The 22,307-nt window shown below is 36.1% G+C and carries 19 protein-coding genes and 1 pseudogene; 2 read left to right on the plus strand and 18 right to left on the minus strand.

Annotated elements, in window-relative coordinates; all coding sequences use genetic code 11:
* Positions 1 to 11: 11 nt before the first annotated feature.
* The 11 genes from IHV09_RS19030 to IHV09_RS19080 all read right to left on the minus strand — a co-directional run bounded on the left by IHV09_RS19030 (position 12) and on the right by IHV09_RS19080 (position 12,331).
* Positions 12 to 401, minus strand: a complete 390-nt coding sequence (locus tag IHV09_RS19030) for a TcpE family conjugal transfer membrane protein (protein WP_197265221.1) — start codon at positions 399 to 401, stop codon at positions 12 to 14.
* A complete protein-coding gene (locus tag IHV09_RS19035; RefSeq protein ID WP_197265222.1) occupies positions 398 to 628 on the minus strand; it encodes a TcpD family membrane protein in 231 nt (76 codons plus the stop codon). Before IHV09_RS19035 ends, IHV09_RS19030 begins: the two co-directional genes overlap by 4 nt.
* Positions 629 to 633: 5 nt before the next feature.
* Positions 634 to 1,713: a conjugal transfer protein gene (locus IHV09_RS19040; protein WP_197265223.1), complete on the minus strand. Its 1,080-nt coding sequence runs from the start codon at positions 1,711 to 1,713 to the stop codon at positions 634 to 636.
* Complete coding sequence (locus tag IHV09_RS19045; RefSeq protein WP_197265224.1) at positions 1,710 to 3,683, minus strand: type IV secretion system DNA-binding domain-containing protein; 1,974 nt, start codon at positions 3,681 to 3,683, stop codon at positions 1,710 to 1,712. Before IHV09_RS19045 ends, IHV09_RS19040 begins: the two co-directional genes overlap by 4 nt.
* A complete protein-coding gene (locus tag IHV09_RS19050) occupies positions 3,649 to 4,440 on the minus strand; it encodes a hypothetical protein (protein WP_197133632.1) in 792 nt (263 codons plus the stop codon). Before IHV09_RS19050 ends, IHV09_RS19045 begins: the two co-directional genes overlap by 35 nt.
* 8 nt (positions 4,441 to 4,448) lie before the next feature.
* On the minus strand, positions 4,449 to 4,658 hold the full coding sequence (locus tag IHV09_RS19055) for a hypothetical protein (RefSeq protein WP_197265225.1): 210 nt from the start codon (positions 4,656 to 4,658) through the stop codon (positions 4,449 to 4,451).
* 879 nt (positions 4,659 to 5,537) lie between these two features.
* Positions 5,538 to 7,073, minus strand: coding sequence for a primase C-terminal domain-containing protein (locus tag IHV09_RS19060; RefSeq protein ID WP_197265226.1), 1,536 nt, complete (start codon positions 7,071 to 7,073; stop codon positions 5,538 to 5,540).
* A gap of 1,143 nt (positions 7,074 to 8,216) precedes the next feature.
* Positions 8,217 to 8,783: a spore coat protein gene (locus IHV09_RS19065; protein ID WP_197265292.1), complete on the minus strand. Its 567-nt coding sequence runs from the start codon at positions 8,781 to 8,783 to the stop codon at positions 8,217 to 8,219.
* Between the two features lie 184 nt (positions 8,784 to 8,967).
* A complete protein-coding gene (locus tag IHV09_RS19070) occupies positions 8,968 to 9,825 on the minus strand; it encodes a manganese catalase family protein (RefSeq protein WP_197265227.1) in 858 nt (285 codons plus the stop codon).
* Between the two features lie 335 nt (positions 9,826 to 10,160).
* Complete coding sequence (locus IHV09_RS19075; RefSeq protein ID WP_197265228.1) at positions 10,161 to 11,003, minus strand: MBL fold metallo-hydrolase; 843 nt, start codon at positions 11,001 to 11,003, stop codon at positions 10,161 to 10,163.
* A 194-nt stretch (positions 11,004 to 11,197) separates the two neighbouring features.
* Positions 11,198 to 12,331, minus strand: coding sequence for a zinc-dependent alcohol dehydrogenase (locus IHV09_RS19080; RefSeq protein ID WP_197133616.1), 1,134 nt, complete (start codon positions 12,329 to 12,331; stop codon positions 11,198 to 11,200).
* 772 nt (positions 12,332 to 13,103) lie between these two features.
* Here IHV09_RS19080 and IHV09_RS19085 point away from each other — a divergent pair.
* Positions 13,104 to 13,946 carry an SDR family oxidoreductase gene (locus IHV09_RS19085; RefSeq protein ID WP_197265229.1) on the plus strand — a complete coding sequence of 281 codons (843 nt, stop codon included), beginning with the start codon at positions 13,104 to 13,106 and terminating at the stop codon, positions 13,944 to 13,946.
* Positions 13,947 to 14,171: 225 nt separating this feature from the next.
* On the opposite strand, the pseudogene IHV09_RS22505 reads toward IHV09_RS19085, so the two are convergent.
* Both IHV09_RS22505 and IHV09_RS19095 read right to left on the minus strand, forming a co-directional pair.
* Positions 14,172 to 14,594: pseudogene (locus IHV09_RS22505) on the minus strand (hypothetical protein); the annotation flags it as partial.
* A gap of 300 nt (positions 14,595 to 14,894) precedes the next feature.
* On the minus strand, positions 14,895 to 15,278 hold the full coding sequence (locus tag IHV09_RS19095) for a YkvA family protein (RefSeq protein ID WP_197265230.1): 384 nt from the start codon (positions 15,276 to 15,278) through the stop codon (positions 14,895 to 14,897).
* A 1,682-nt stretch (positions 15,279 to 16,960) separates the two neighbouring features.
* Here IHV09_RS19095 and IHV09_RS19100 point away from each other — a divergent pair.
* Positions 16,961 to 17,182, plus strand: a complete 222-nt coding sequence (locus IHV09_RS19100; RefSeq protein WP_231618413.1) for a YueH family protein — start codon at positions 16,961 to 16,963, stop codon at positions 17,180 to 17,182.
* Positions 17,183 to 17,603: 421 nt separating this feature from the next.
* On the opposite strand, the gene IHV09_RS22510 is transcribed toward IHV09_RS19100, so the two are convergent.
* From IHV09_RS22510 to IHV09_RS19125, 5 genes are all read right to left on the minus strand, one after another.
* Entirely contained in the window at positions 17,604 to 17,714 is a 111-nt protein-coding gene (locus tag IHV09_RS22510) for an HAD family hydrolase (protein WP_231618414.1), read from the minus strand.
* 668 nt (positions 17,715 to 18,382) lie between these two features.
* Entirely contained in the window at positions 18,383 to 19,000 is a 618-nt protein-coding gene (locus IHV09_RS19110; RefSeq protein WP_197265232.1) for a TetR/AcrR family transcriptional regulator, read from the minus strand.
* Between the two features lie 24 nt (positions 19,001 to 19,024).
* Complete coding sequence (locus IHV09_RS19115) at positions 19,025 to 20,248, minus strand: MFS transporter (RefSeq protein ID WP_197265233.1); 1,224 nt, start codon at positions 20,246 to 20,248, stop codon at positions 19,025 to 19,027.
* A 95-nt stretch (positions 20,249 to 20,343) separates the two neighbouring features.
* Positions 20,344 to 21,555, minus strand: coding sequence for a cytochrome P450 (locus IHV09_RS19120; protein WP_197265234.1), 1,212 nt, complete (start codon positions 21,553 to 21,555; stop codon positions 20,344 to 20,346).
* Between the two features lie 128 nt (positions 21,556 to 21,683).
* Entirely contained in the window at positions 21,684 to 22,307 is a 624-nt protein-coding gene (locus IHV09_RS19125; protein ID WP_197265235.1) for a DUF2306 domain-containing protein, read from the minus strand.

The following is a 22,307-nucleotide window of genomic DNA, read 5'->3' on the forward strand; positions in this document are numbered from 1 at the left end:
CAATCACCACCTTATTGGAATCGCTCGTAAGACTGCGCTTTCTTCATTTGTGGCTGGTACACACTCTTTTGGCTACTGTAAGAATAACGTTTAGTGAATAGATAACGGAAGTAACCGATGAAAAAACGATCCAATCGCTTTCCATCCAATCGGCTTTTACAAATGCCCCCCGCAATCAACCAAGGCAACACCGCGTAGAACGCAAGCTGCAACGTGGTCGGCAAAATGTGATTAATACTGTCTTTTAAGAGAAAGAGAAAGCCGAAGATCAGGACGGCCATAATGATTTGCCTAATCTCAATCCCCTTGGAAAAAACAAGAGATTTCTCGCCCTTTCCAAGCTTCCAGATTTTTAAGGGATATTTAAAAAACTTCCGATAACTGTAGGCATCGGTCCTCAATTTAAACCACCATTTTTGACTTGGTCCCATATTGCATTGGCCATACTTTCAAATTCTCCTGGATTCGCAACAATCACATAGCAGACAACCGCAAAAATAAAACTGGAAAAGAACTGTCCCCAACGTTGTGAGATGAACGCTCTAACGATCATGACGACCATGACGATAAATAAGACAGCTGCAACCTGTCCTGACACGTAATCGGTAAGACCTGTAATATCCGGCATTTGAATCATCCTCCTAATGTGTGTTTGAGTGTTTGAACATAATATCTATTGTTCTCTTTCTTCACAACAAGGGTAAACGGATGTTTCGTTTGAAGTCCTGTATCCGCCTCTTGTAAGAGAACAAGGGTTTTCACAATATATTGACCTTCCTTTTCTCCATCATAAACAACAAAGTTTTCAAGTCCTTTGTATTGGTAAAGATCTTTAAGAGATTCAGGATTCTCCATCAAGTAAGACATTTCCTGAGTAGAATTCGTGGTGTAAGAAGTGAAAAACTGTGTCGCAAACTGCTTTATTTCATCTTCAACCTTCACGTTCTTTTTCGATGTGTCGGTTTTGTCCTGTACTGCTGTGATTCTAGGCTCACCCGGAAGAGCTTGGTAATAAGGCTGTTCGATGACATTGAATGAGTTCCCATCCGTTCCAAGGCGAACAACAATCATTTGTTCTTTTGTTCCGAGCGATTCATCTTGCGTCGCCTCTTTTTCCTTTGTTAAAGCCTCTTCCTTGCCTTCATTATTTTTCTTCTTTATATCCACTTGCTCTTTTTTATCTGCGACGTTAAAGAGCTCATATTCGATTTTATAAACATAGCTGGCTGCATCTTCCCCGACATCCTTAACATCATACAAACTAGCACTCTTCAAAACGCGTTTTCCTCGGAAAGCTGTAAGGTTTTCTAATCCTCCAACCTGTAATCCCTCAGCCAAAAATCCTTGAAGTGTTTTCACACGTTCTTCACGTTCTTTTTCACCATCAGAGATATTGATGTACGTATCGATAAACTTACTTGCGTAGATTTCACCTGCCGGAGAATTAGCAAAACCTACCTCGTTTAGACTGGCAATTTGTTCATTTGATTTATCCTGATAACCGTTTACTTTTTCATTCAAAAAACCCGTCCGTGCCCATGACTGAAAGCTGATAAAGATAACACCAACTAAAACCATCCAAAACACGAATGAGAACGCCATCCTTGCATTAAACCGTGAAGACTTCAATCGTCTTTCATCTTTTAACACTTTTTTTCGACTTTGATCAGCACTTCTTTTTATACCGCCTTTCAGTTTGCTGTATAAACTCATCTAATCCCTCCCAGATCTAAGGCGTTTCGGACATACACACGACGAAAATAAGTATCACTATCATCCTCCTCTACCATTTTTCGATTGATAAAGATCTCACCGATCTGCAGATTTTTAATCTCACTTGGGTTCGCTTTAAACCGTTCGACATCTCGTACGGTGCCCATCTCAGCTTCATAGCGAAGATGAGGATATTTTTTTTCAATCTGTTGCGTGATTTCTTGATCTGAAAAAGTACCAAAAACTTGCGCGATGCGCTCTGCATCTTTGGAAGAATTGACACGGCCGGTTGCGATAACGTTGCAGTTTGAGATAATTTGTTCCGTCATGATTGGGTCAACAGCGTCTATATCTGACAGCGTTTGAGTAGAAATGATACATTCAAATCCAGCCGAACGTGACTTATTAACGATATCGACGATGCGACGATCGCCATATGCTGAAAATTCATCATAGACACCAAAGATAGATTTACGTCCCATTGCCTGACGGTAAGCAACCAAACTGTTAACGTCTAATATAATCATTTTTCCAATTTTCCGAATATAATCGGCATAACGACTCCCCGAAATACTGAAGATTACGACATCGTTGTGATCGGTTATCTTTTGAAGATCAATTCCATTTTTACTTTCAACAAACAAATGCCCTAAATCTGATTCTAAAAGTTCTCCTAGTTGCATCTTCAGCCGAGTGAGACACCCCATCACAATTTCTTCAGGGAATTCTTCATCTAGTATGTTCTTGATGCTTTTCATACCCTCTTGAAGGGTTGTAACGGATCGCGTACGTTTCTTTTTTACGGTTTTTTTCACAGTCTCTGTTTGTGGTTCGGGAGATGCAATGAAACCACTAAGATCATCGTTTATATGAGGTTGTTCATGGTTCTCTGATAAGACTTCTTCTACAATATCCACTTCGAACTCTTCCTCAATTTCTTCTATGCTGCTATGTTCTTTAAAAAACTGATTCATATACTTTGGGTTGGTTAACTTAGCAATAGTTTGAATGTCTCGGGGCACGTGAGCTTCATCTATTAGTTTGATAATGAGTTGAAGATACCGAGAAGCGATGTCTGTATAATACGCTCCGTCTCCTTCACTCGAAAATTGAAAAAGGGACATGAGCTTGTCTCTTGTCTCAGTAGGGGTTCCATTCTTGATGGGGTTATATGTGAGATCATCCATTTCAGAAAAGAGAAATACGTTTCTCCCATAGGCTTCACACAATGCTTTAAACTCTAGCATGGATTTTCGTTCACCTTTTCCATCTACGAAAATGATGGGTTTATCTTGCTGAAGTGCAGCTTCCATTAAAGATGCGATTAACGTGGTTTTTCCTGTACCCGTACCACCTGTTGCAAGCATGTGGTAGTTGAGTTCTTTTGATTCGAGCGATACACGTTCCTTAAAATCGGTATACCCGACAAACACTTCTTTGGAAGTTTTTTTCCGATAAAGCTGTTGTTTGTTGGCCAGAAACTTCACTCGATTTTTCCGGAAGGATATATACCGTTGTTCCGCCTTCTGCTTCTGTACCTGTCCAGATATAGTCGTTACACGCCTTTTCCAAAAAAACTTAGCAAAGATGAAGAATGCAAATGAAAAGATTAATGTTAATCCTCCTAATACAACATAAGAAGAATAGGAGACAGTGATCGCATTCCCGTCATTTAACACCCGTTCAGCACCCGTAGAAAGATACGGTACATTCATTTCTGAGATTAAACCAAAATAGGTGAGGATTCTGCCGGTTTGATATTGCCATAAAAGAATCAAAGTCCCGGCTCCAAGTGCAGCATATGAAAGCCAGTCCCGTCTCAACACGTGCAAAATAGCAAAAATCAGCATTCCTAGTAGGACCGGAAGGAAAAAGAGAATCCCTATAATTCCAATCAAACCATAGATGACCAGATCACCGATCATTCGATCCGTTTCAGTCTGTTGTGTCTGATCTCGGTGTTTCGCCATTGGGTCCACTTGGCATCACCTCTTCCCAACGTTCGTTGATTATGACTGATGGTATTTTTCGTATAGATATCTTGTTCGCATTAATCAGTCGCTGCTTCGCATCGTTGATAACATTGTGTATTTTGACTTCGTTAGCAAAGTAGATGATTTGATCGTACGAATAAGGTTGCTCCTCAGTACCTTCACCTGAAAGCAATGCCTCAAACAGTAAAAATTTTTGATCATACCTCTTTCGTTCCTTCTTATTTAGTTCAAGCTCCACCCATGTAGTGGTGACTTTACCGTCACGAGATTTAAAGAAAAAAACAGCGTCTGGTATTCGATCTCTTTTTGCGTTATAAACTTTTAATTTTGTTTGATTATCCCCTTCTCCAATCATAGAGTGACGAATTTCCCTTTCCGTACGATATTTAAATTCAACCCCTTGCTTTTCCGCTTGGAACTCGTAGTAAAGAACTAGGTCCGTTAAAAGAAGATCGTGCTGCATCGTATAAACAGAAGCTTTAGTCGGAACCGTCACACTCACATTTGTTAATCTTCGAGCTTCAAGAGTTCCCAAGTAAACACCAACCTTGTGAGCGATTCTCTCATGTCTCACATACTTCTTTTCCTCTAATTTTCGTAACCTTCTATAGACTCGATGAACATTTGGTTCTCGAAACTTAAGCATGATTTGTTTGGCCGTCACCATACCATTTCTTAGAATAAACCTAAGATACTCTATATCCTTTTCTTTTAACGACGTGTACTTCAACATGGATAACATCATCCTCTTTTTATCAAAATAGGAACCACTCTCCCTTTTAGCAGTTGACCATAACAGAAACCTACTGCATACAACAAAAAGGAAAATAAAACCGCAACTAAAAATACAACTAACTGTAACGCTTTTATTCCCATCCAGAACAAAATTCCATACAACATCATCAAGATACCTAAATACGCCTTTATCCAATGTTTAAGTCCTTTGAACATAAAACACCCCCTTGCATAAATAACAACTAACAAACATTTTTATACACATAAAAATCGTAATCTACTTAAAATACAAACAACAACACAAGATATTAAAACTACCCTTCTTTTCCTCTTTCGGTCTTGAAATTTGCTTTTGACCTTGAACTTTTCTTTCTTGAACCTAATCCCTGGAACTTATTATTTTGAACTTACTTTTTACTCAATCCCCTATAAAACCAATACTACTCATCCCACTCAACCTTTTAAACTGGCTCCGACTTCATGTAGTAGCAGAAGACCTCGGCTATGTTTACGTAGTATAGGCGAGGTCTTCTGGTGGGTACGAATATGAACAGGAGCCCATTATCCTTTAAATACGTGGGATGAGTCTCTCTACAAACCGCAAATAAAATATAAATTGATTAACCTTTGATTTACGTATTAACATCGGTATTATTTTTAATATTCTGAAATTAGTGCAAGTATAGTATACGTACATTTGTTTGGCAATAGATTTAAAGGTAAATCGTACCATATGCCTACATATTATTTCAGTATAAGATTTTTTTGCCATCTAACTCAATCTCATTTTTCTTTATTCCTGTAGCTAACTTATTCTCCTACAAATAAATTCAACTACTCATTACACTTTATAATCCATAATAAGATCTGTTACTAGTAAACGATAAATATACTAAAGATAAATAGAAATATAAAAGATTGAAACTCTTTGAAACAAATCCTCAAGCCTAGAACAAACATACCAGCCACAGAAGCTTATCCCCCCTCAAATTATAAAAGCATGAAAGTTTTAGATCGAGAGTAGAGAACGAATAACAAACAGAGAGTCAAAACAGGAGAATATAGATATGTATTGGCAGACTGGCTTATTTATTTTTAACTCGACCTGATCCTTGGAGGAGAGGTTTTTGAGCTAAATAGTGTCGTCATATCAGATATGTATTGTTCATCTCCAAAAGGAAGAATGTTTATGATCTGCTTTTCTTCTTTGTTAAACATGTTTACAAAAGTAAGCTGCGCTTTTTGTCCCTGTCTCTTTCGAGACACTAGTAGACTTTTAAATATTACTGATTTAGACGCCAGATATGTCACGGCACCCCTGCCGCGGCCTTTGGTCTTCTTTACAATTTTGCGAGACCGTTTGAGCACTTCTTTAAAAGTTGATTGTGCCATACCAAACGTTTCAGCTAGCCAACTCAAAGAACCCTCAACAAAAGGGTGTTCCGGGCTTGTGTTTTGTTCCAAATAGTTTAATATATCTTCTTCCCGCTCATCATAATGAGATCGAATTCTCTCTTCTCGTGGTTTTTTGAACTTATACCATCCCTCTCGTCCGATAAAAGAGGCTCGTCCATCCGTCCAGAGTTCAAGTAGACTCTCTACGTATGAACGCTTTACACCCTTGTATTTACTAGAATAAGCACTCTTTAATGTACGCTCGAATTCGTTTTTAGGTAAAGGATGATTCATGTTACTGTTAAACTGATCAAGTTCATCGTAGGCTACATCAAATGCTATTCCACTCTGGTAGTTTGCTAACGCGAGTGTTAAAAGAGCGTTATTACGGCTAGCCCCGTAATAACCCTGGTTGATATTAACCGCATGGATAAGAGACTGATACCAATCTGTATCAATCTGATTATTAGACGTTTCATTGCAGGAGTTATAGATGACACGGAACATGTTTCTTTTCTCATACTGAATAGACCACGACAACAACTCACTAGTTCTGGCAGACTCTGTATAAAAATCGAGTACATTATCTTCTTTAGGTATTCGGTAGAATCCAAAGGGCACACAGTTTGTATCTACTGGTGCATATTGTTTAAGTGCTTTTCTGATGTTGTTTGATAAGCGTTCTGCGACTCTTAAAGACTTGTAATCTTCTTTCTTATGTATATAGAAAGGTTTATCCAAAACAAAGAACACTTGATATCCTCTCGGTGTAGAGAGTAAAAGGTTTGGACGAGGAAGCCCTAACTCTTCACAACCCATGTAAAGATTGTAGAGATCAGTTTCCTTTGTATCGATATCCATTCCAATTACATTGATTTGTTTCAGGTTCTTTCGTTCATGCCCTTTAATTACACGATTCTTAAAATCATAATATGTACCACCGCGATATGTGTTTGGTGTCCAGTGAGACAGAGTTTGATACTTCTCCAGCAGCGTTTCATAAGAAGTGACCACAAATCCTCTCCCCTTTGTCAGGTCCTCTTTTGAATGAGAAACAAAGACTACACCCTTGCGGTATGGATTATTTTCTTCACTCTTTTCAAAACGCACCACGTTGCTCAAACTGGCTCGTGTGCCCTTCTTCTTGTATGGTGTTAGACTATCATGTGTCATGAATGTCAGAATATCGCCGATCGAAACGAGGTTTCGATGATAAAGTTCTGTATGTTCTCCCATCTTTAAGCACCCTTTCAACTGTATTTTTCGTATACTTACACCGTAGGAACTCTGCTTATTGATGGATTAAAAAAACAGAATTCACCTATCTGATCTTCTTGGAAGATTTTTCTGTGTAAAGTATAACGAATACAAATTTTGAAAAAGGGGCTTCTCTAAGAGAAAATGCACCAAAAAATAAAGACCCCTAAAGCCATGCGCCTCAAGGGTTTGAAAAAAGTTTATTATTTTTTCCTGATGCAGGTTCCGCTCACTTTTTGCACCAATTGAACAGAAATGGAACACTTGGAGTACAGATAAAATCAGTACTTATTCTGGTACAAATCCTATTTTATCAAGGTTTTGAGTCTAAATAGCTTTAATTGTACTATACAGACTCCGCTTATTTAAAATAGATTTCGGTGCATATTTAATAGACAGGTTTCGCTGTTTTTCTATACTTTCTAATATTACGTATCATTAGCAGAGGTTAATACGCCTTAGAACCCCCTATTTTAGGGGATATTTTTGATAGACAAGTTTCGCTCAAAAATGAGTTGCATTTTAAAAATGGTGCATTTAATAAAGAAAAATAGTACACATGTTTCGCTCTAATCCTCAAGGAAGGCATATCATGGTGCAAAATAATACATTACTTTTACCTAGTCGCAACTAAAAAAACACTTTTAAGGTTTGTTGCTAATTATATTCCTTAGGATTGTTCGCACTACCGTTTCTGTTAATAAGATTAAATAAAGTGTAATTAATTGGTTGAAGCATAAAGAAGGTACTGAATTGAATTCAGTACCTTTTCTTGATTTAAGAACTTGCCAAATGAGTTGGCACTTGTATTATATTCCAAAGAAATTATTATGTTACAAATTTTAAACGTTTTCAAAATCATAATGAGATTTTTGGTGATATTCGATCAATAGCCAATAGCTAATAAATACGATTCCATAAGACGTAAAAATCGGATTTTCTTTATTTAAAGTGCACTGAACATTATACTATATGTGAAAAAATGAAATAGTTTTTTAAAAGGCATTAAATTTTATGAATACCTTTAATGAACAAATATGTGCCAATCAATATCTTTTAACATTAATCCCTTTATTTTGTGCAAAAAAGCCAACTCCTCAGGGAGCTGACCTCCAATTACATCTAATTCATATGACTGTTGAGAGATGGCGCATAACTTTGAATCATCTGTGTCATATCTTTTTGAGTAAGTTGTGGTACTTGATAGAATCGGTTTTTATTTTGATACAAAAAGATCTCATAGGCCATTTCGATAAAGTTCGGAACACTATCCGCAACAACTCTGCGTAACACTGGATTAGTAATTTCGGCTGCAGACATAGCAAGCAGTGATCCTGTAGATTTGATTAAACCCAACATATGCCCTGAAACCCCTTGTTCATTCATATCATTTACCGATTGATTTGGTTTTTTGGGTTGTGAAGGTGTAAGGCCATATATAACTTCATTACTCTGATTCATTTTGTAAGGTGGAGATGAGTGTGAAGGGTCCTTACCTGTAGTAAAAGCTTCTACAGATATGTTATACACATCTAAAATATACGTATATTGATGATGAAGATTAGCTTTTAATGCTGGATCTTTAATATGCTGATCCAACACTTGATATAAATCTAATACATTGATCAGGCCTGCTAAAATCTCATGAGTATCGAAAATTTCGTGTCCACCATGATTCATATTTAGCATCAAACCCTGGGATGGTTGAATATTTGAAGCGTTCAATTCATTTTGCAAGTTTTTATCCTCCCTTTTTCTGTATAATGCACATATATGTTTAGAGTATGTATTGAAATTATTTATTGAGATTTTCGAATGATAATTAAGGATTTAACTTTTAAAAATATAAACCCCTCCTGGAAGGGGTTTATGCTCAATTATTTAGATCATTAAGTCCTGGACTGTGTTCATTTGGCATTTCGGGCATTTCTGGAACTGGGTATCCTGTTGGAGGATCTGTAACGGTTAACGTTCCTCCATTCCTGCTTGGTGATTCCCCATTGAAAACTTGGTTAATTAAGGTACTATCCAATCGATAATTAAATTGTGCATTATGAAAGCCCATGTCCACATATTTTTTGCACTCAGGATACTTATTAATGTCATAATTGGGAACTGGGAATACCTTTGCCCAATCTACACCTAAGGTCTCTAACGCTTTTGCGAATGCGTTTTGATGTGCGTTATCTCTTACAATTAAGAATGCCAGAGTCTCTCTAAAAGTCTTGTTAGAGCTCATCTCGTAAATTCTTGATTTTTGGAGAACACCAGTAGACTCTAATACGACATTGTTAAGTAAGTCAGCTACAAGATTGCCATGTGCATAAACCCAAGATCCATTCCATGGGTTTCCACCGGCATCCACAGGCAGTGAGCCTTGAGCACCCATAATATAATGGTGTGGGTTAGCATGCATAATTGGTTCTTGTAGTGGGGCCTGACTTGGACCAGAAGCTCCTGCTTCATTCACCTCACCAGAACCATTCAACAAATGGTTGATAGTAGTTTGAACTAGTTCAACATGGCTGATTTCTTCTAGAAAAACGCCGCGAATTAAGTCTTTATACTTTTTGTCCTTTCCTCTGAAGTTAGAAGACTGGAAAAAGTATTGCATCATGGTACGCATCTCACCGAATTGACCACCTAACGTCTCTTGTAAAACTTTCGCTGCAGCCGGATCTGGTTTATCTGGCACAATAATGTTAATTAAGTCTTCTTTATAGAAATACATTTAAAATCCCCCTTCTCAATCAGAAATTATATACATCGCTTATTCTAGTCAAAGTTTCAAATTAAAATACTTATTCGCTATCTAGAAATCATTTATTAAAGTAAGAAGAAACCGTTTATTGTAAAAAATGATGTTTTTACTACTAATAAAAATGTTAAATATTTGTTTAAAAATTGTATGTATAACTAACTCCAAATTAAAGGAGAGAAAAAACTAATATTAATAAGGAGTAAATATGTATAAAGATATTCATGAAATGTTATCGCTTTGTTCAAGTTCCTAATCCAATGGTTTTTCTACATGAAAAATACTATAATAACAACAATATTGGTTTATTATTGTAGATATCTTCCTTGTTTTGGTAGTGCAATTTCATTAAAATATTTTACCAGCTTCATTAGTCCTTCTTCTAAATTATCCCCACTCATAGGGTTTCCATGGCCTGTTGCAGCAACAGATGGTTTTAGAGAAGCGAGCTTTATTACTGAATCTTTTGCTACTTTCCAATCTGTAGTGAAGTATTTGGGTGGGCTACTAATTTCTTGTTTTTGTATTAGAACATCAAATAATGATTCTTGTTTGACAGTTACAAATGCATCACCTGCTAATAAAGTCTTATCCGAATCTCTAAATAAAGAAATATGTCCTTTGGTGTGACCTGGTGTATGAATCCATCTCCACCCTTGTAGGCCTGGAATTGTACCGTCTGTTGGAAGTGCATGTAGTGAATTCTTAATATCAATTCCATGGTTGGGAAAGGAAGGTGATAGTTTTGATACGAGGCCTCCTCCAACGGAAGGATCAGGCTTATCATAATCCTCACTACCGTTTAGATAAGGCATTTCAAGTGTATGAGCATATACAGGAATATGCCACTTCTCTAGTAAAGTTGAAATTGCCCCAACATGATCGAAATGTCCGTGCGTTAAGATTATGGCAAAAGGAGGACCGTCGAACCATTTATTTGCGAACTGTAAAATAACTTTATCGGACTTTGGCATTCCTGTATCAATAAGTACATACTGATCAGGCTTATTTTGACATCTAACAAAATAGACATTCGCAATTTGGGTTGTTAATCCATATACATCAGGTGTGATTTGTTCTCCGATGCCATCAGCTATGCTTGACATCGGAAAATAATTAAATTCTGATTGTTTATCTGAATCGTAAACCATTCCAAACACCTCCTTCAAAATGTAGAACGCATAAAATCATCAATATGCGATTAAAAAGAGCATTTTTAATGCTCTTTTTAAAATTTAATCCATAGTTAGCAACTAAATGATTTGTAATAGTATGGTAAATAGTTACGATTGTTAGTATAAACAATTGTACTATTAGATATTAACAAGTACTTTAATAAACCCCTTTAAGGCTTTAATATGACTTTTATACAATCATCTTGTTTTTTGTTAAAAATGTCATATCCGTGAGCAGCGTCTTCTAATGACATCTTATGTGTAATGATCTCTGTGGGATCAATCTTTCCTGTTACTATTTGATCATATAGCGTTTCCATATAACCGCGAGCAGGAGCTTGTCCCATTTTTAATGTAATGTTTCTTGAAAAGAAAGGACCTAGTGGAAACATGTTATAAAGGCCACCATAAACACCCGTAAGCTGCACTGTTCCACATTTTCGAACAGCCTTTGTAGCTATTTGAATGGGACCAAGAGTTCCACCTTGAAGTTTTAATTTTTGCTCCACAAACTCAAGCGGAGATTTCTTGCCATCCATGCCCACGCAGTCGATTACTACATCTGCTCCGCCTTTTGTCAGCTCTTTGAGCGTTTCTCCCATGTCATCATATTTGGTAAAATCGAATATTTCCGATTGATTCATCTTTTTCGAATGATTCAATCGATAATCAAAATAATCTACAGCTATAACTCTTTTTGCTCCTTTTTGCCATGCGAATTTTTGGGCCATCAGACCGACTGGGCCACAGCCTAAAACGATAACAGTGTCTCCTTTTTTGACACCTGCGTGTTCAACACTCCAATATGCTGTAGGAAGCACATCGGAGAGAAACAATAGTTTCTCATCTTCCAACTCACAGCTCTCGGGCACTAAAAACGGAGTATAGTTGCCAAAAGGGACTCTCAAGTATTCTGCTTGTCCTCCTGGATGATCTCCGAATTTTTCGGAATATCCGAACAATCCGCCCGAATCATAATGTGGATTAGAATTATCACATTGACTTTCAAGATGTTGGTTACAATATTGACATGTACCGCAAGCCACGGTGAAAGGAATAATTACACGATCTCCTTTTTTTACTTTTGTGACGAGCGACCCTACTTCTTCTACGATACCCATTGGTTCATGTCCAATTACATATCCAATAGGCAGTGGTAAGTTCCCTTGATATAAATGAAGATCGGAGCCACAGATTGCAGTCGACGTAATTTTCACAATAACATCTTCTGGGTGTAGGATTTTCGGAAATTCAACTTCTTTAACACTGATCGTATTCTTACCTTGGTATGTTACAGCTTTCATTATTATCCATTCCTTCAAGATTTAGATTTTATTCTTTATTAGAGTGTCATCAAAGGAATGAAAAAATATTCTGTTACAAGCAAATTCAATTAATTACTAAACAAAAAAATACGGAACCGGCTCACTTATTCTAAGCTGATTCTCTTAAAAGTATTTGTAAATAAGCTTGTGAGAAGGGAATTACTTATGGATGGATTAAGGAAACAAAAATAATTAGTTCAATTATTACATTGTTGTTATTTAGAAAGTCCTAAGATCTTTAAATACAAACGGTAACGAAATCTTATAAAAAGTAGGAGTAATTCTGATAGGGAAATTAAGAGCGTGGATTAACAATATGCATGGCGAGAACTTGCATGAGTAAGAAACATATTTCTATATGTCCAATCATATTAAACAAGCCCTACATAGAATATTAAATAGAGATGTAAATAATCTCTTGAGTGAATAAACATTAGGGGTGTTTTTATGAGAAGTTTTTTAAGTCTTTTAAATGGTTTATTAGCTGATAAGAAAGCACGTAAAAGTAAAAAGAATAAAAAAAGAATAGGCTAAATCTTAAACAAAGTCTAATTTCCATTTGGTAATTAGACTTATACATAGTTTATATATGCATTAGCATTCAACTCTCATTAAAGTGTTGATTGAGAATTTTCTGGTTCTGTACTCTTGGTCATGAGAGCAACATGCTCTTCGTGTGGCTCTTGCTAATTAATAGTATACATACCTAGCTAATGAGAAAGATAATCTGAAAGCGAAAGTGGGCTTCTTCATGATTTTAGTTACAGGTTTCACGGGAAAAGTTGGCTTTGAGGTAGCAAAAAAATTAAAAGCAGCCGATCTGCCAATGATTTGCGGTGTGCGTAATGTAAGCAAGGAAAAAGATACATATGGAGACGCATATCATTATGTCCATTTAGACTTGTCACAACCAATGACCTTTTCAGACGCCCTAAGTGGGATAAAGCAAATATTTTTAATATATCCACCCGGTGATAAAATTGAATTTGAAGAATTCTTAAATTGTGCTAGAAAAAAAGGAATAAGACATATTGTCTACCTATCAGTTAAAGATGTACAATTCCTCCCTTTCATTCATCATTATAAAAATGAAAAGTTAATTCGCAAAAATGGTATATCCTATACCTTTATACGTGCTGGTTATTTTATGCAAAACCTAAATGACTTTTTAAGTATTGAGATTAAAGATCGAAAAAGAATTTTTATACCTGCTGGTAAAGGGAAAACGAACTTCGTTGATACGAGAGATCTTGCGGATGTCGCATTAACTGTTTTTAAAAATCCTGACAATCATGTAAATAAAAAATATGTTATCACAGGTGACAAAGCTCTTGATTTCTTTGAGGTGGCTGAACAAATGAGCCATATTTTACATACAAAAATCATTTATACGAATCCTTCTGTTAAAGAATTCAAGGAATTCATGTTGCAACGTGGGGAGAGTAATGACTATATAAATGTAATAGTAGGAATACACTTTCCAACGAAATTAGGACTTGCTAAAGGAATTACTCACGATTATGAAGAAATAACGCAAAAAAAACCAACCAAGATGAAGACTTATATTGAAGATTATTGGAATAGGGATAACTAAGAACACTCACTGACAAGACTATCTCACATTTTATTTCACAGTATAGACCAGTAAAAATCTAATAGATTATTTACCTACCCTATGATATATGGGATACTTTTTTAATTTACTAATTCTTGATTAGTATTTTTTTACGATAAGTCGCTCAAAAATGTTACCTCGAATTAAAACGACTCATAAAGGTTTTGTTTCACCTTCATGAGCCGTCGTTTTTATTTATCTTATTTAGTCATTTCGTTTTGGTTTATTGTTTATACCAAATTCATCACTTGGTGTGTTTAAATGATCGAACTGGCGATCTTTTGCAATTGTATGCGGTTTATTAATATCTACGTCTATAAGATTGCTTTCCGGTTTAGAAGAATCTGTACGGAAATCTTTTAAACTCGTCTTGTCTTTCCATTCTGCTGGGTCTGGACTTTGAATCGTCGTCTCTTCCATCTTACGGCTCCATTTATTCAGCGTCCGTCCAGCCGCCTCACGACCACCCAATCCGAATGCTAGTCCAAACGCAATCGTAAAGCCACCTAAAATGAGGATGAATGCAGCATTTACGATTGTTTTCGCTACTCCAAGCTGATCAAGAGCCATAAAGAATGCTAGAGTGATTATCGTATACTTTGCGATATTGCCAAGAAGTTTTCCTTCAGTTTCCATTTTTTCGTTTAGTTAAGCCAAAATTTAATATTTCTTTTCCCTTTGAGTATTCTCTAAGCCTAAAACAATTGAAGTTCCTCCTTCCTTATAGAAATTTTGCAAACAAAAAAACGATTCCTATCAGTTAGGATTCGTTTTTGTTTAAAGGGTAAGCAGCTTTTAATTTGATAAGATATAAAGACCTTTTCCTAATTGGACCCTTCCTATCCTTACCTTTGAAAGTTTAGGATATCCTTTTAGCATAGTGATAGGAATTATACCAATAATGGTTTTAAATATTGAGGCTCGTGTTTAGGTGTAGAAGTTATAAAGGTTAACAGAGATCCACATGAAGACTGTGCCCCATATAGTTATTATGAGCATGCCTACTATCCAGTTCTCCGGTCTTCCTCCCTCCATAAGTTCTTCCGCCTTTTCTGAGCAACTGTCTATAACATTTTGAGGCAGCATCTTTAAAGCAAGCACTATACCTAAAGGTACCAAAATAAAATCGTCTATATAGCCTAAAATAGGGATGAAATCCGGGATAAGATCAATTGGACTAAAAGCATAAGCTACTACACAAGCAGAAAATATTTTTGCATACCAGGAAACCCGATCATCTTTATAAGCTAAATAAAGAATAAAAATTTGTTTTTTAATTTTTGTTGTCCAAGCCTTTATTAGGGTTAACACGTTGATAGCTCCATTCTTATTATAATGAATTCACCACTTTAGTGAGCATCTGACGGTATTTTTGTGAAGGATGAAAGTATTTGACAATACACACATTGAAAATATCGGTAACACTACTAGATTGTTCTATAATAAGCGCAAAATTAATAGAATAACAAATTGTATGTCTCTAACGTCGATCAACGAGGTTAACCGTCTATACAACTTGTCCACTCCCTGAATATAATACGTTAACCGGATCCGTACAATAGGGTCGGATTATTTCTAGGGGGGGAATAATCATGGGCTATAGAAACTGTTGTTGTCGTAGAAGACACGAAAGAAAATGCGAACCTTCTTGTACCGTTTACTACAAATGTAGACGATACGAAAAGAAAAGATGCAGCTGTCATCGTAACCATCACTAAGTTCGATCCGTTTTACAAGGGAGGAGTCTATAAAGAGACTTCTCTTTTTGTTTGTCAGGATGATATAAAAAGACCAAGTTCTGTTTGTAGAACTAGGTCAGGATACGTTTTTAATTAGAGTCGCAACATTGTTTTTTACAAACAATAGGTGGTGGTGAATGTAGTGGTCTGATCAAAGGAGTCTTTTTCAGACATGGACACTTTCTTTTTTTCATGATTCTCCCCCTTAATGGCAGCTGACAAAAAACCAATACAGTGCTGGCGATTTCAGGGATGCACTCTATCGGTTATAATTTATTATATGTATACAACCTGTAGTGTGTGTATAATTTACAAATTTCTAAGCAGTTGGTATCCTATTTAAATGGAAAAGACCAATTCTCCCTCTACTGAGAATCGGTCTTTACAGGTTTCTGGCACCAGCGCCACACATCTGACGTTATATTTAGTATGTACAGACCGGTTGAACATTATGCATATCTAAATTTTAATTAATCTCCTATTAAGCTAAGGAAAAAAACAGCAGTGTAATTAATAAAAACGATCCCTAAGGAGAGAGATCGTTTTCATCCATGTATCTAATCGTAAGTGGCAATTAATATGATCTATTGGATTATACTTTATACGGACCTTTGTCGCCTACACAAAGTACACCGCAAATACAGTCACAATTAAGAATCAATGTCCTAGTTTGACCTCTACACTCCTCAAAACTAAACACTGCACAACCCGTTCTACGGTCGAATCTTATAAGAGTAAACTCTGTCGGTTCTTTTCCAAAGATAGACAACGGTTCAGAAGCACCATTTAACACGATAGATACTCTCTGCTGTCTACCCATTGAACAAAGATTGTGGAAATTATTAGCCCAGTTGTCTAATAACTCACAAATACATGATTCTGCTCTGCGTACACACTTATGTTGAGAATCAGAATCATTTGTAAATAAGCTGTTCATTTTAACCCTCCCTTCATGGAGATGTTGTAATATATGTAAGTGCAACCAATTCTGTTTATACAAATGCCTATTTTATTGTTTTAATTACCATTTTTCCATACCAAGAAGTATTATCTTAAATGTTTTCTACCCTTTTTTGTTCCGATAGTAGCTTTCATATCTTTTCGCTAAACCACTATTAAGGCTACATCAAAAAAGTTTTCACGGGAGGGGATTTAATTAACTTAAGTAATTTCAAGGATAAATTGGTATAATGAACAAAATAGAAGCTTTATGAAAGGATGGATTTTATGATACTTTCTTTAGAGGAGATAAACTTGTCGGGTAATAAGAACGCAGAAGTGTTTTTACACAGAACGTCAGACAGACGCTTCATCGTGGCCATCCCTACCATTCATTGGTCTGCTGAATTTGAAGAAGTAGACAAGATATCCATCCAGACCGAACATCTTCAAAACTCATTAAACTATCATTTGTTTGACGGAGACACAAATAAATTAGCCGACTCTATAATTGAACTTGTAAAAAAATACGCATAAGATTATTATCTACACCCAATTTTTTCTCCTATTTTATATAAGAAATAAAAAATCATACATATTACATTTAGTATCCACACATAATGCCTACTTTTTTAGACTTGCATGAAGAAATCTATTATAATCAACAATCTTTCATTTTCATACTTTTAAAGTCACTCTTCTAATAAAATCTATGAGCAACCAAAAAGTAGTGATGGTTCCCTAATATACAGCTTTTACTTAAATAGCTTTAACCAATTCAAAAGCTATTTAAAAGTAGATTGGCTATAGATGTTCCTCCACCGGGAGTGATTTATTTAGAAGTTTTTCTAAAATCAGATTCAGCTCTGACAAATTATTATTTAATCGGCAGCTTTTGCTTCATTCCAATGAACGCTTGTTTTCCAGACGGCTAACATTCCGGTGTTCTTCGCGGCCTCTACGTCATTTTTTGGTGGTCACCCACGAACATGCACTCTTCTGTATTAACGTTCAATCGCTCTGCTGCCCTCCGGAACAGTTGAGGATCGGGTTTCCTCACCCCCTCCATCTCAGATATAAGGATCGTGTCAAAGTAATCCTTTCAAGTGCCTTTATGGTGTCATACTGAAACACACCGTATCCATTTGTGACCAAACCGATTCGTAAGCCTTTTTTCTTCAGTTCATTTAACATGCTTGTAAGGTTTGGAAAGTGTGCAATGGTGTTTGAACTGTGTTAAATAGTCATTAAGCAGTTCTCCTGGAGGCATTCTCCTGACAGTCAGCTCCTCGGCTAGCTTCTGGTACACCTTGTCCTTCCACACATGACCGTGCTGTTCAAGCTCGATAAAGCTCTCTGCAAATTTCTTTTAGGGATATGGGACAGCACAGCAACAGACGGGTTTGCTGGTCCTCTACAAATTTCTTAACCGACGTGTCTCTGTCCAAATCAAACAATACAGCTTTAATCAAAATGACACTCTCCTATCTTTGTATTCTCTTTATATACTTTTCATTAAAGATAAATACCCTTACAAATGACTTTGAAGCTTGATTTTAATCATTCTATTTATGGCAACATAAAAAAGGTTTTATTTGTTTTTCTGTACATAATTGTCTTTTGTAAAAGAAAAAAGATCTCACCTTTCGGTCAACTCGTATCAATTCACTTCTAAGATTATTCTGTAAATGTCCTGTTTACTCTAAATATTTTATCGAACAAAAAGTATTGTATTTCTCAAATCTGAGTCATTTCAATTAATCTCGCAATAACCTTTTTCCTCATTTGAGGTTCTAATTCGCCAATCTGTAAATACTCACTTGAAATGATTGAGTCAAAAGCTAAACGAATAATGGTTGCTAATACAGGATCTATTCCATCATTCTCTATACGTTCTTGCGTACGTTTAGACTCCTCTCGTAAAGGATTCAACAAATCTGGATTTGAAGCAAGCGCGGCCATGATACTTGGCCCCATTTCTCTTTCGTATTGTTCTACTTTATCTAGAGACAAGTAAGCTCTTAAAAAATCTCCATTTTCTTTCCTTCCGCTTTCGTAATTACTTTCAATCTGATGATTTGCCAACTCACTAATATAGGAAACCATTCCACCAATTAAAGCATTTTTGGATGGAAAATGATAAAGAAGCCCTCCTTTACTGACTCCTGCATGTTTAGCTACCGCCTCAAGAGTCAGAGAAGTAAACCCTTGTTCTTTAACGATTTGGTATGCAGATTTTAAAATTAACTTTTTTTTGGTAAGTGTTTCTTGGGTCATATTATCTCTCCTTAAAAATACTTTTTTATCATGCTCCATTTCAACGATAGTAACAACTTTTTCTATGTCAAACATCATGCAAGTTTGCTTTTACTACTTTAATTATGATAACTGTTCTATATTCCTGAAGTCTTTTCCTTTAACAAAAAGGATTACTCCAGATAAAAGACAACCTGCTCCTAACATCGTTAAAAGAGCGTGAATGGAAAACCCTGCTGTCATCATCCCTGAAATAAAGGCAAAAGCTAGTGGTTCTACACCGTTAGAAGACAGTGTTACGATACTCATTACCCTTCCAAGCTTCTTTTGTTCTGTTCTTTGTTGGATAAGTGTAATGATAGGTAGGTAGGCGGCAATAGCAGCAAAACCGATGCCAGCCGCTAACACTGTTAACCACAAGATACTACCTAATTTACTGAATATCAAAAGTAATATGGCTGTTACAAATAAAAATGAGAATATAAAAAGTGTTTTTATTTTTCTCTTTGAAATAATAACCATTAACAATGCAGCCATAAATGTCCCCACTCCAAGGGCAGCTTCCATATAACTAAGATCAAGTGCACTTCCCTTTAAACTTGTTACCAATATTGGAAAGCTGTTGCCTAATGGACCAAGCACAAAGAAATGAATGATAACAATAATGAGTACCCCATACAAAAGAATTGGAGACTGTTTAACATAATAAATTCCTTCTTTTAACTCTTTCGTCATTGAGACTTGATCTGTCTGTTTAGGTGGTATTACGTCTTTTATCCATTTTGGAAATACAAATACTGCCGAAAGAACAACCATAAGAGCACTAACTAAAAAACTTATCCCCACTGAGAACCCTGATATTAAAGCACCGGCTATAATTGGACCAACGACATAAAATAACGTATGAGAACCTTGCTGAATCGAGTTTGCTCTCTGTAAATCGGACTCCTCAACGATTGTTGGGATTATGGACGAACTAGCTGGCCAATAAAACGCATCGAACAATCCCATAAAGAAAGAAAACAACAATAATAATGGAAAAGTTAACAAATCACCGTAAAAGAAGAAACATAGCCCTGCAATCGTAAAAGATTGAAGTACATGAGTAACAAACATAACTTGTGATTTTTGATATTTATCAGCTAATACTCCACCGACTATCATGACAACAACTCTAGGCAGAGCTGCCACAGTCAGTACGATACCTACAGCTGCTGCCAAACCTAGATTTTTAGACAAATGCCAGGAAACGGTTATGGTGTACATTGAAAACCCAATAGTCGAAAAAGCTGTCGCTAGCCATACGAATAAAAAAGGGCGATTACGAAATAAATTTGAAGTTGTCATTAAACTTCATCCTTTCTATTTAATGAAACACTTAGATTCAGATTTAATCCCAGGTTCATTACGTCTACCTGGGATTAAGGAGACAAAACAAAAAACTAAGCCTTTGAAAATGAAATTGGTAAATTTTCAATACCGTCTAAAGCATTCAATTGATACTCAACATTAGGTATTAATTGAATATCACTAAAATGCGTAAACATTTCTTCTAGAGCAATTTCTACTTCCAGACGAGCTAAAGGTGCGCCTAAACAAAAATGAATGCCGTGGCCAAACGCTACATGTTGCAGGTTATTTCGATGAATGTTCAACTTATCAGGCTTATGAAATACATCTGGATCTTGGTTTGCTGATCCCAACCAAACATGTACTAATTGGCCTTTTCTTATAAGATGACCGTTTATTTCGACATCATTGGCAGCTATTCGTTCTAAACTTCTAACCATAGAGCGATATCGAAGCACTTCTTCAATAGCTTTTTTTATATCTTCCGGATGTTTCCTTAAATGTGTTGGAACCTCTGGGAAGTAATGAAAACTAAACAAGGCGTTTCCTATAAGATTTGTAGTCGTCTCGTTTCCAGCTACTAATAATAAACTGCAAAATCCTAGTAATTCAAATTCTGTTAACTTCCTTCCATCTACCTCAGCCTGAATCAACATACTGATGAGATCATCTGATGGATTTTCTCTTCTTTCGTTAAAAATTTGTTTGAAATAGTTCCCTAGTTCTTTCTCAGCCTTTCTAAACTTTTGAATAATATGAAGTTGATTCGTAATATTCTTAGCCTTTTGTCTTAAACTAGTCTTCTCATTGTTAAAGTCAAATGCACCTAGTTCTGCACTCGCTACAATATCGTCTGACCATTTTTTGAACATATCTCGGTCTTCTTTCGGTATACCGAGCATTTCTGCAATGACGATAACGGGAAGAGGATAAGCAAAATCTTTAACGATATCCATCTCTCCTTTTTCAATAACATTGTCTAGGAGTTCTTTTGCAATTGCACGAATGCGAGGCTTTAAATCCTCAATGGACTTTGGTGTAAAGACTTTACTAACAAGTTGTCGCATCTGACGGTGATTTGGTGGGTTTAAACCGATTAAGCTTGTCTCAATGGGACTTGTTGCCTTTTCTTCAGATCGCACCGCTTGTACAAAATTGGTGTGATCACTTAAAACACGTTTAACATCATGATATTTGAAGACATGCCACTTTTTTTGTTTTGGGTGAAAGAATACTGGATGGTTTTCTTGCATGAAGCTATACCATTCAAATGGAAAAAGACGATCATAACGGACATTGGTCATATTAATCAAAACCTCTTTCTTGAAGTATACCGTCCAGACGGTTATTTATACTATACCGTCTAGACGGATTTATGTAAAGGTTTATCAATTAAATCTGCATAGAAAAAACCTCAGCATGTAGCTGAAGTTCACTGGTTTTGTTTATTCCAATTTTTAATAATAAGTTGAGCAATGAGTAGGTTTAAGATCCAACCTAACCATACTGCAAATTGATAAGAGGTCACGTATTCAATACCTATTCCGCTATTTAATAATAAAGTAATGATGTAGATACTCGTGTTTGCAAGTGTGACTGCATAACTGCGTACCATCCACCTTTTATGTTTTCCTATATTTTTGTTACGTATCGATTTAAAAGCCATGTATGTTGTTAAGAACCATGCGAGATCGAGTGTTATAAATCCCGTCGTACTAATCCAGCCACCTGTTGCAAAAAATGAAACATATAAAGCTGGAAAGATGTTGATAAAAACGGACAGTACATATACCTTTCCTACAATTCGGTGAATAGTTTTTCGTCCGTTTCGAGTCTTTTTAAGAAATGCAATGGGTCCGCTTACTAACGCGATAAGTGCTAAAAGTATATGGATTCGTAAAGTGAGTACCCATACCCAGTTTTCTCCTAGTTTCAAATAATCTTTATGTGCTAAAAATTTTGTGAATTGGGGGTCCACAATAAAATTTTTAGAAAATGTGTGACCGAACCAAGCAATCGCAATTATGAATAATATAACGGTTCCTACTTTTTTCAT

The organism is Fictibacillus sp. 23RED33 (assembly GCF_015903925.1).
Lineage (GTDB): Bacteria > Bacillota > Bacilli > Bacillales > Fictibacillaceae > Fictibacillus > Fictibacillus phosphorivorans.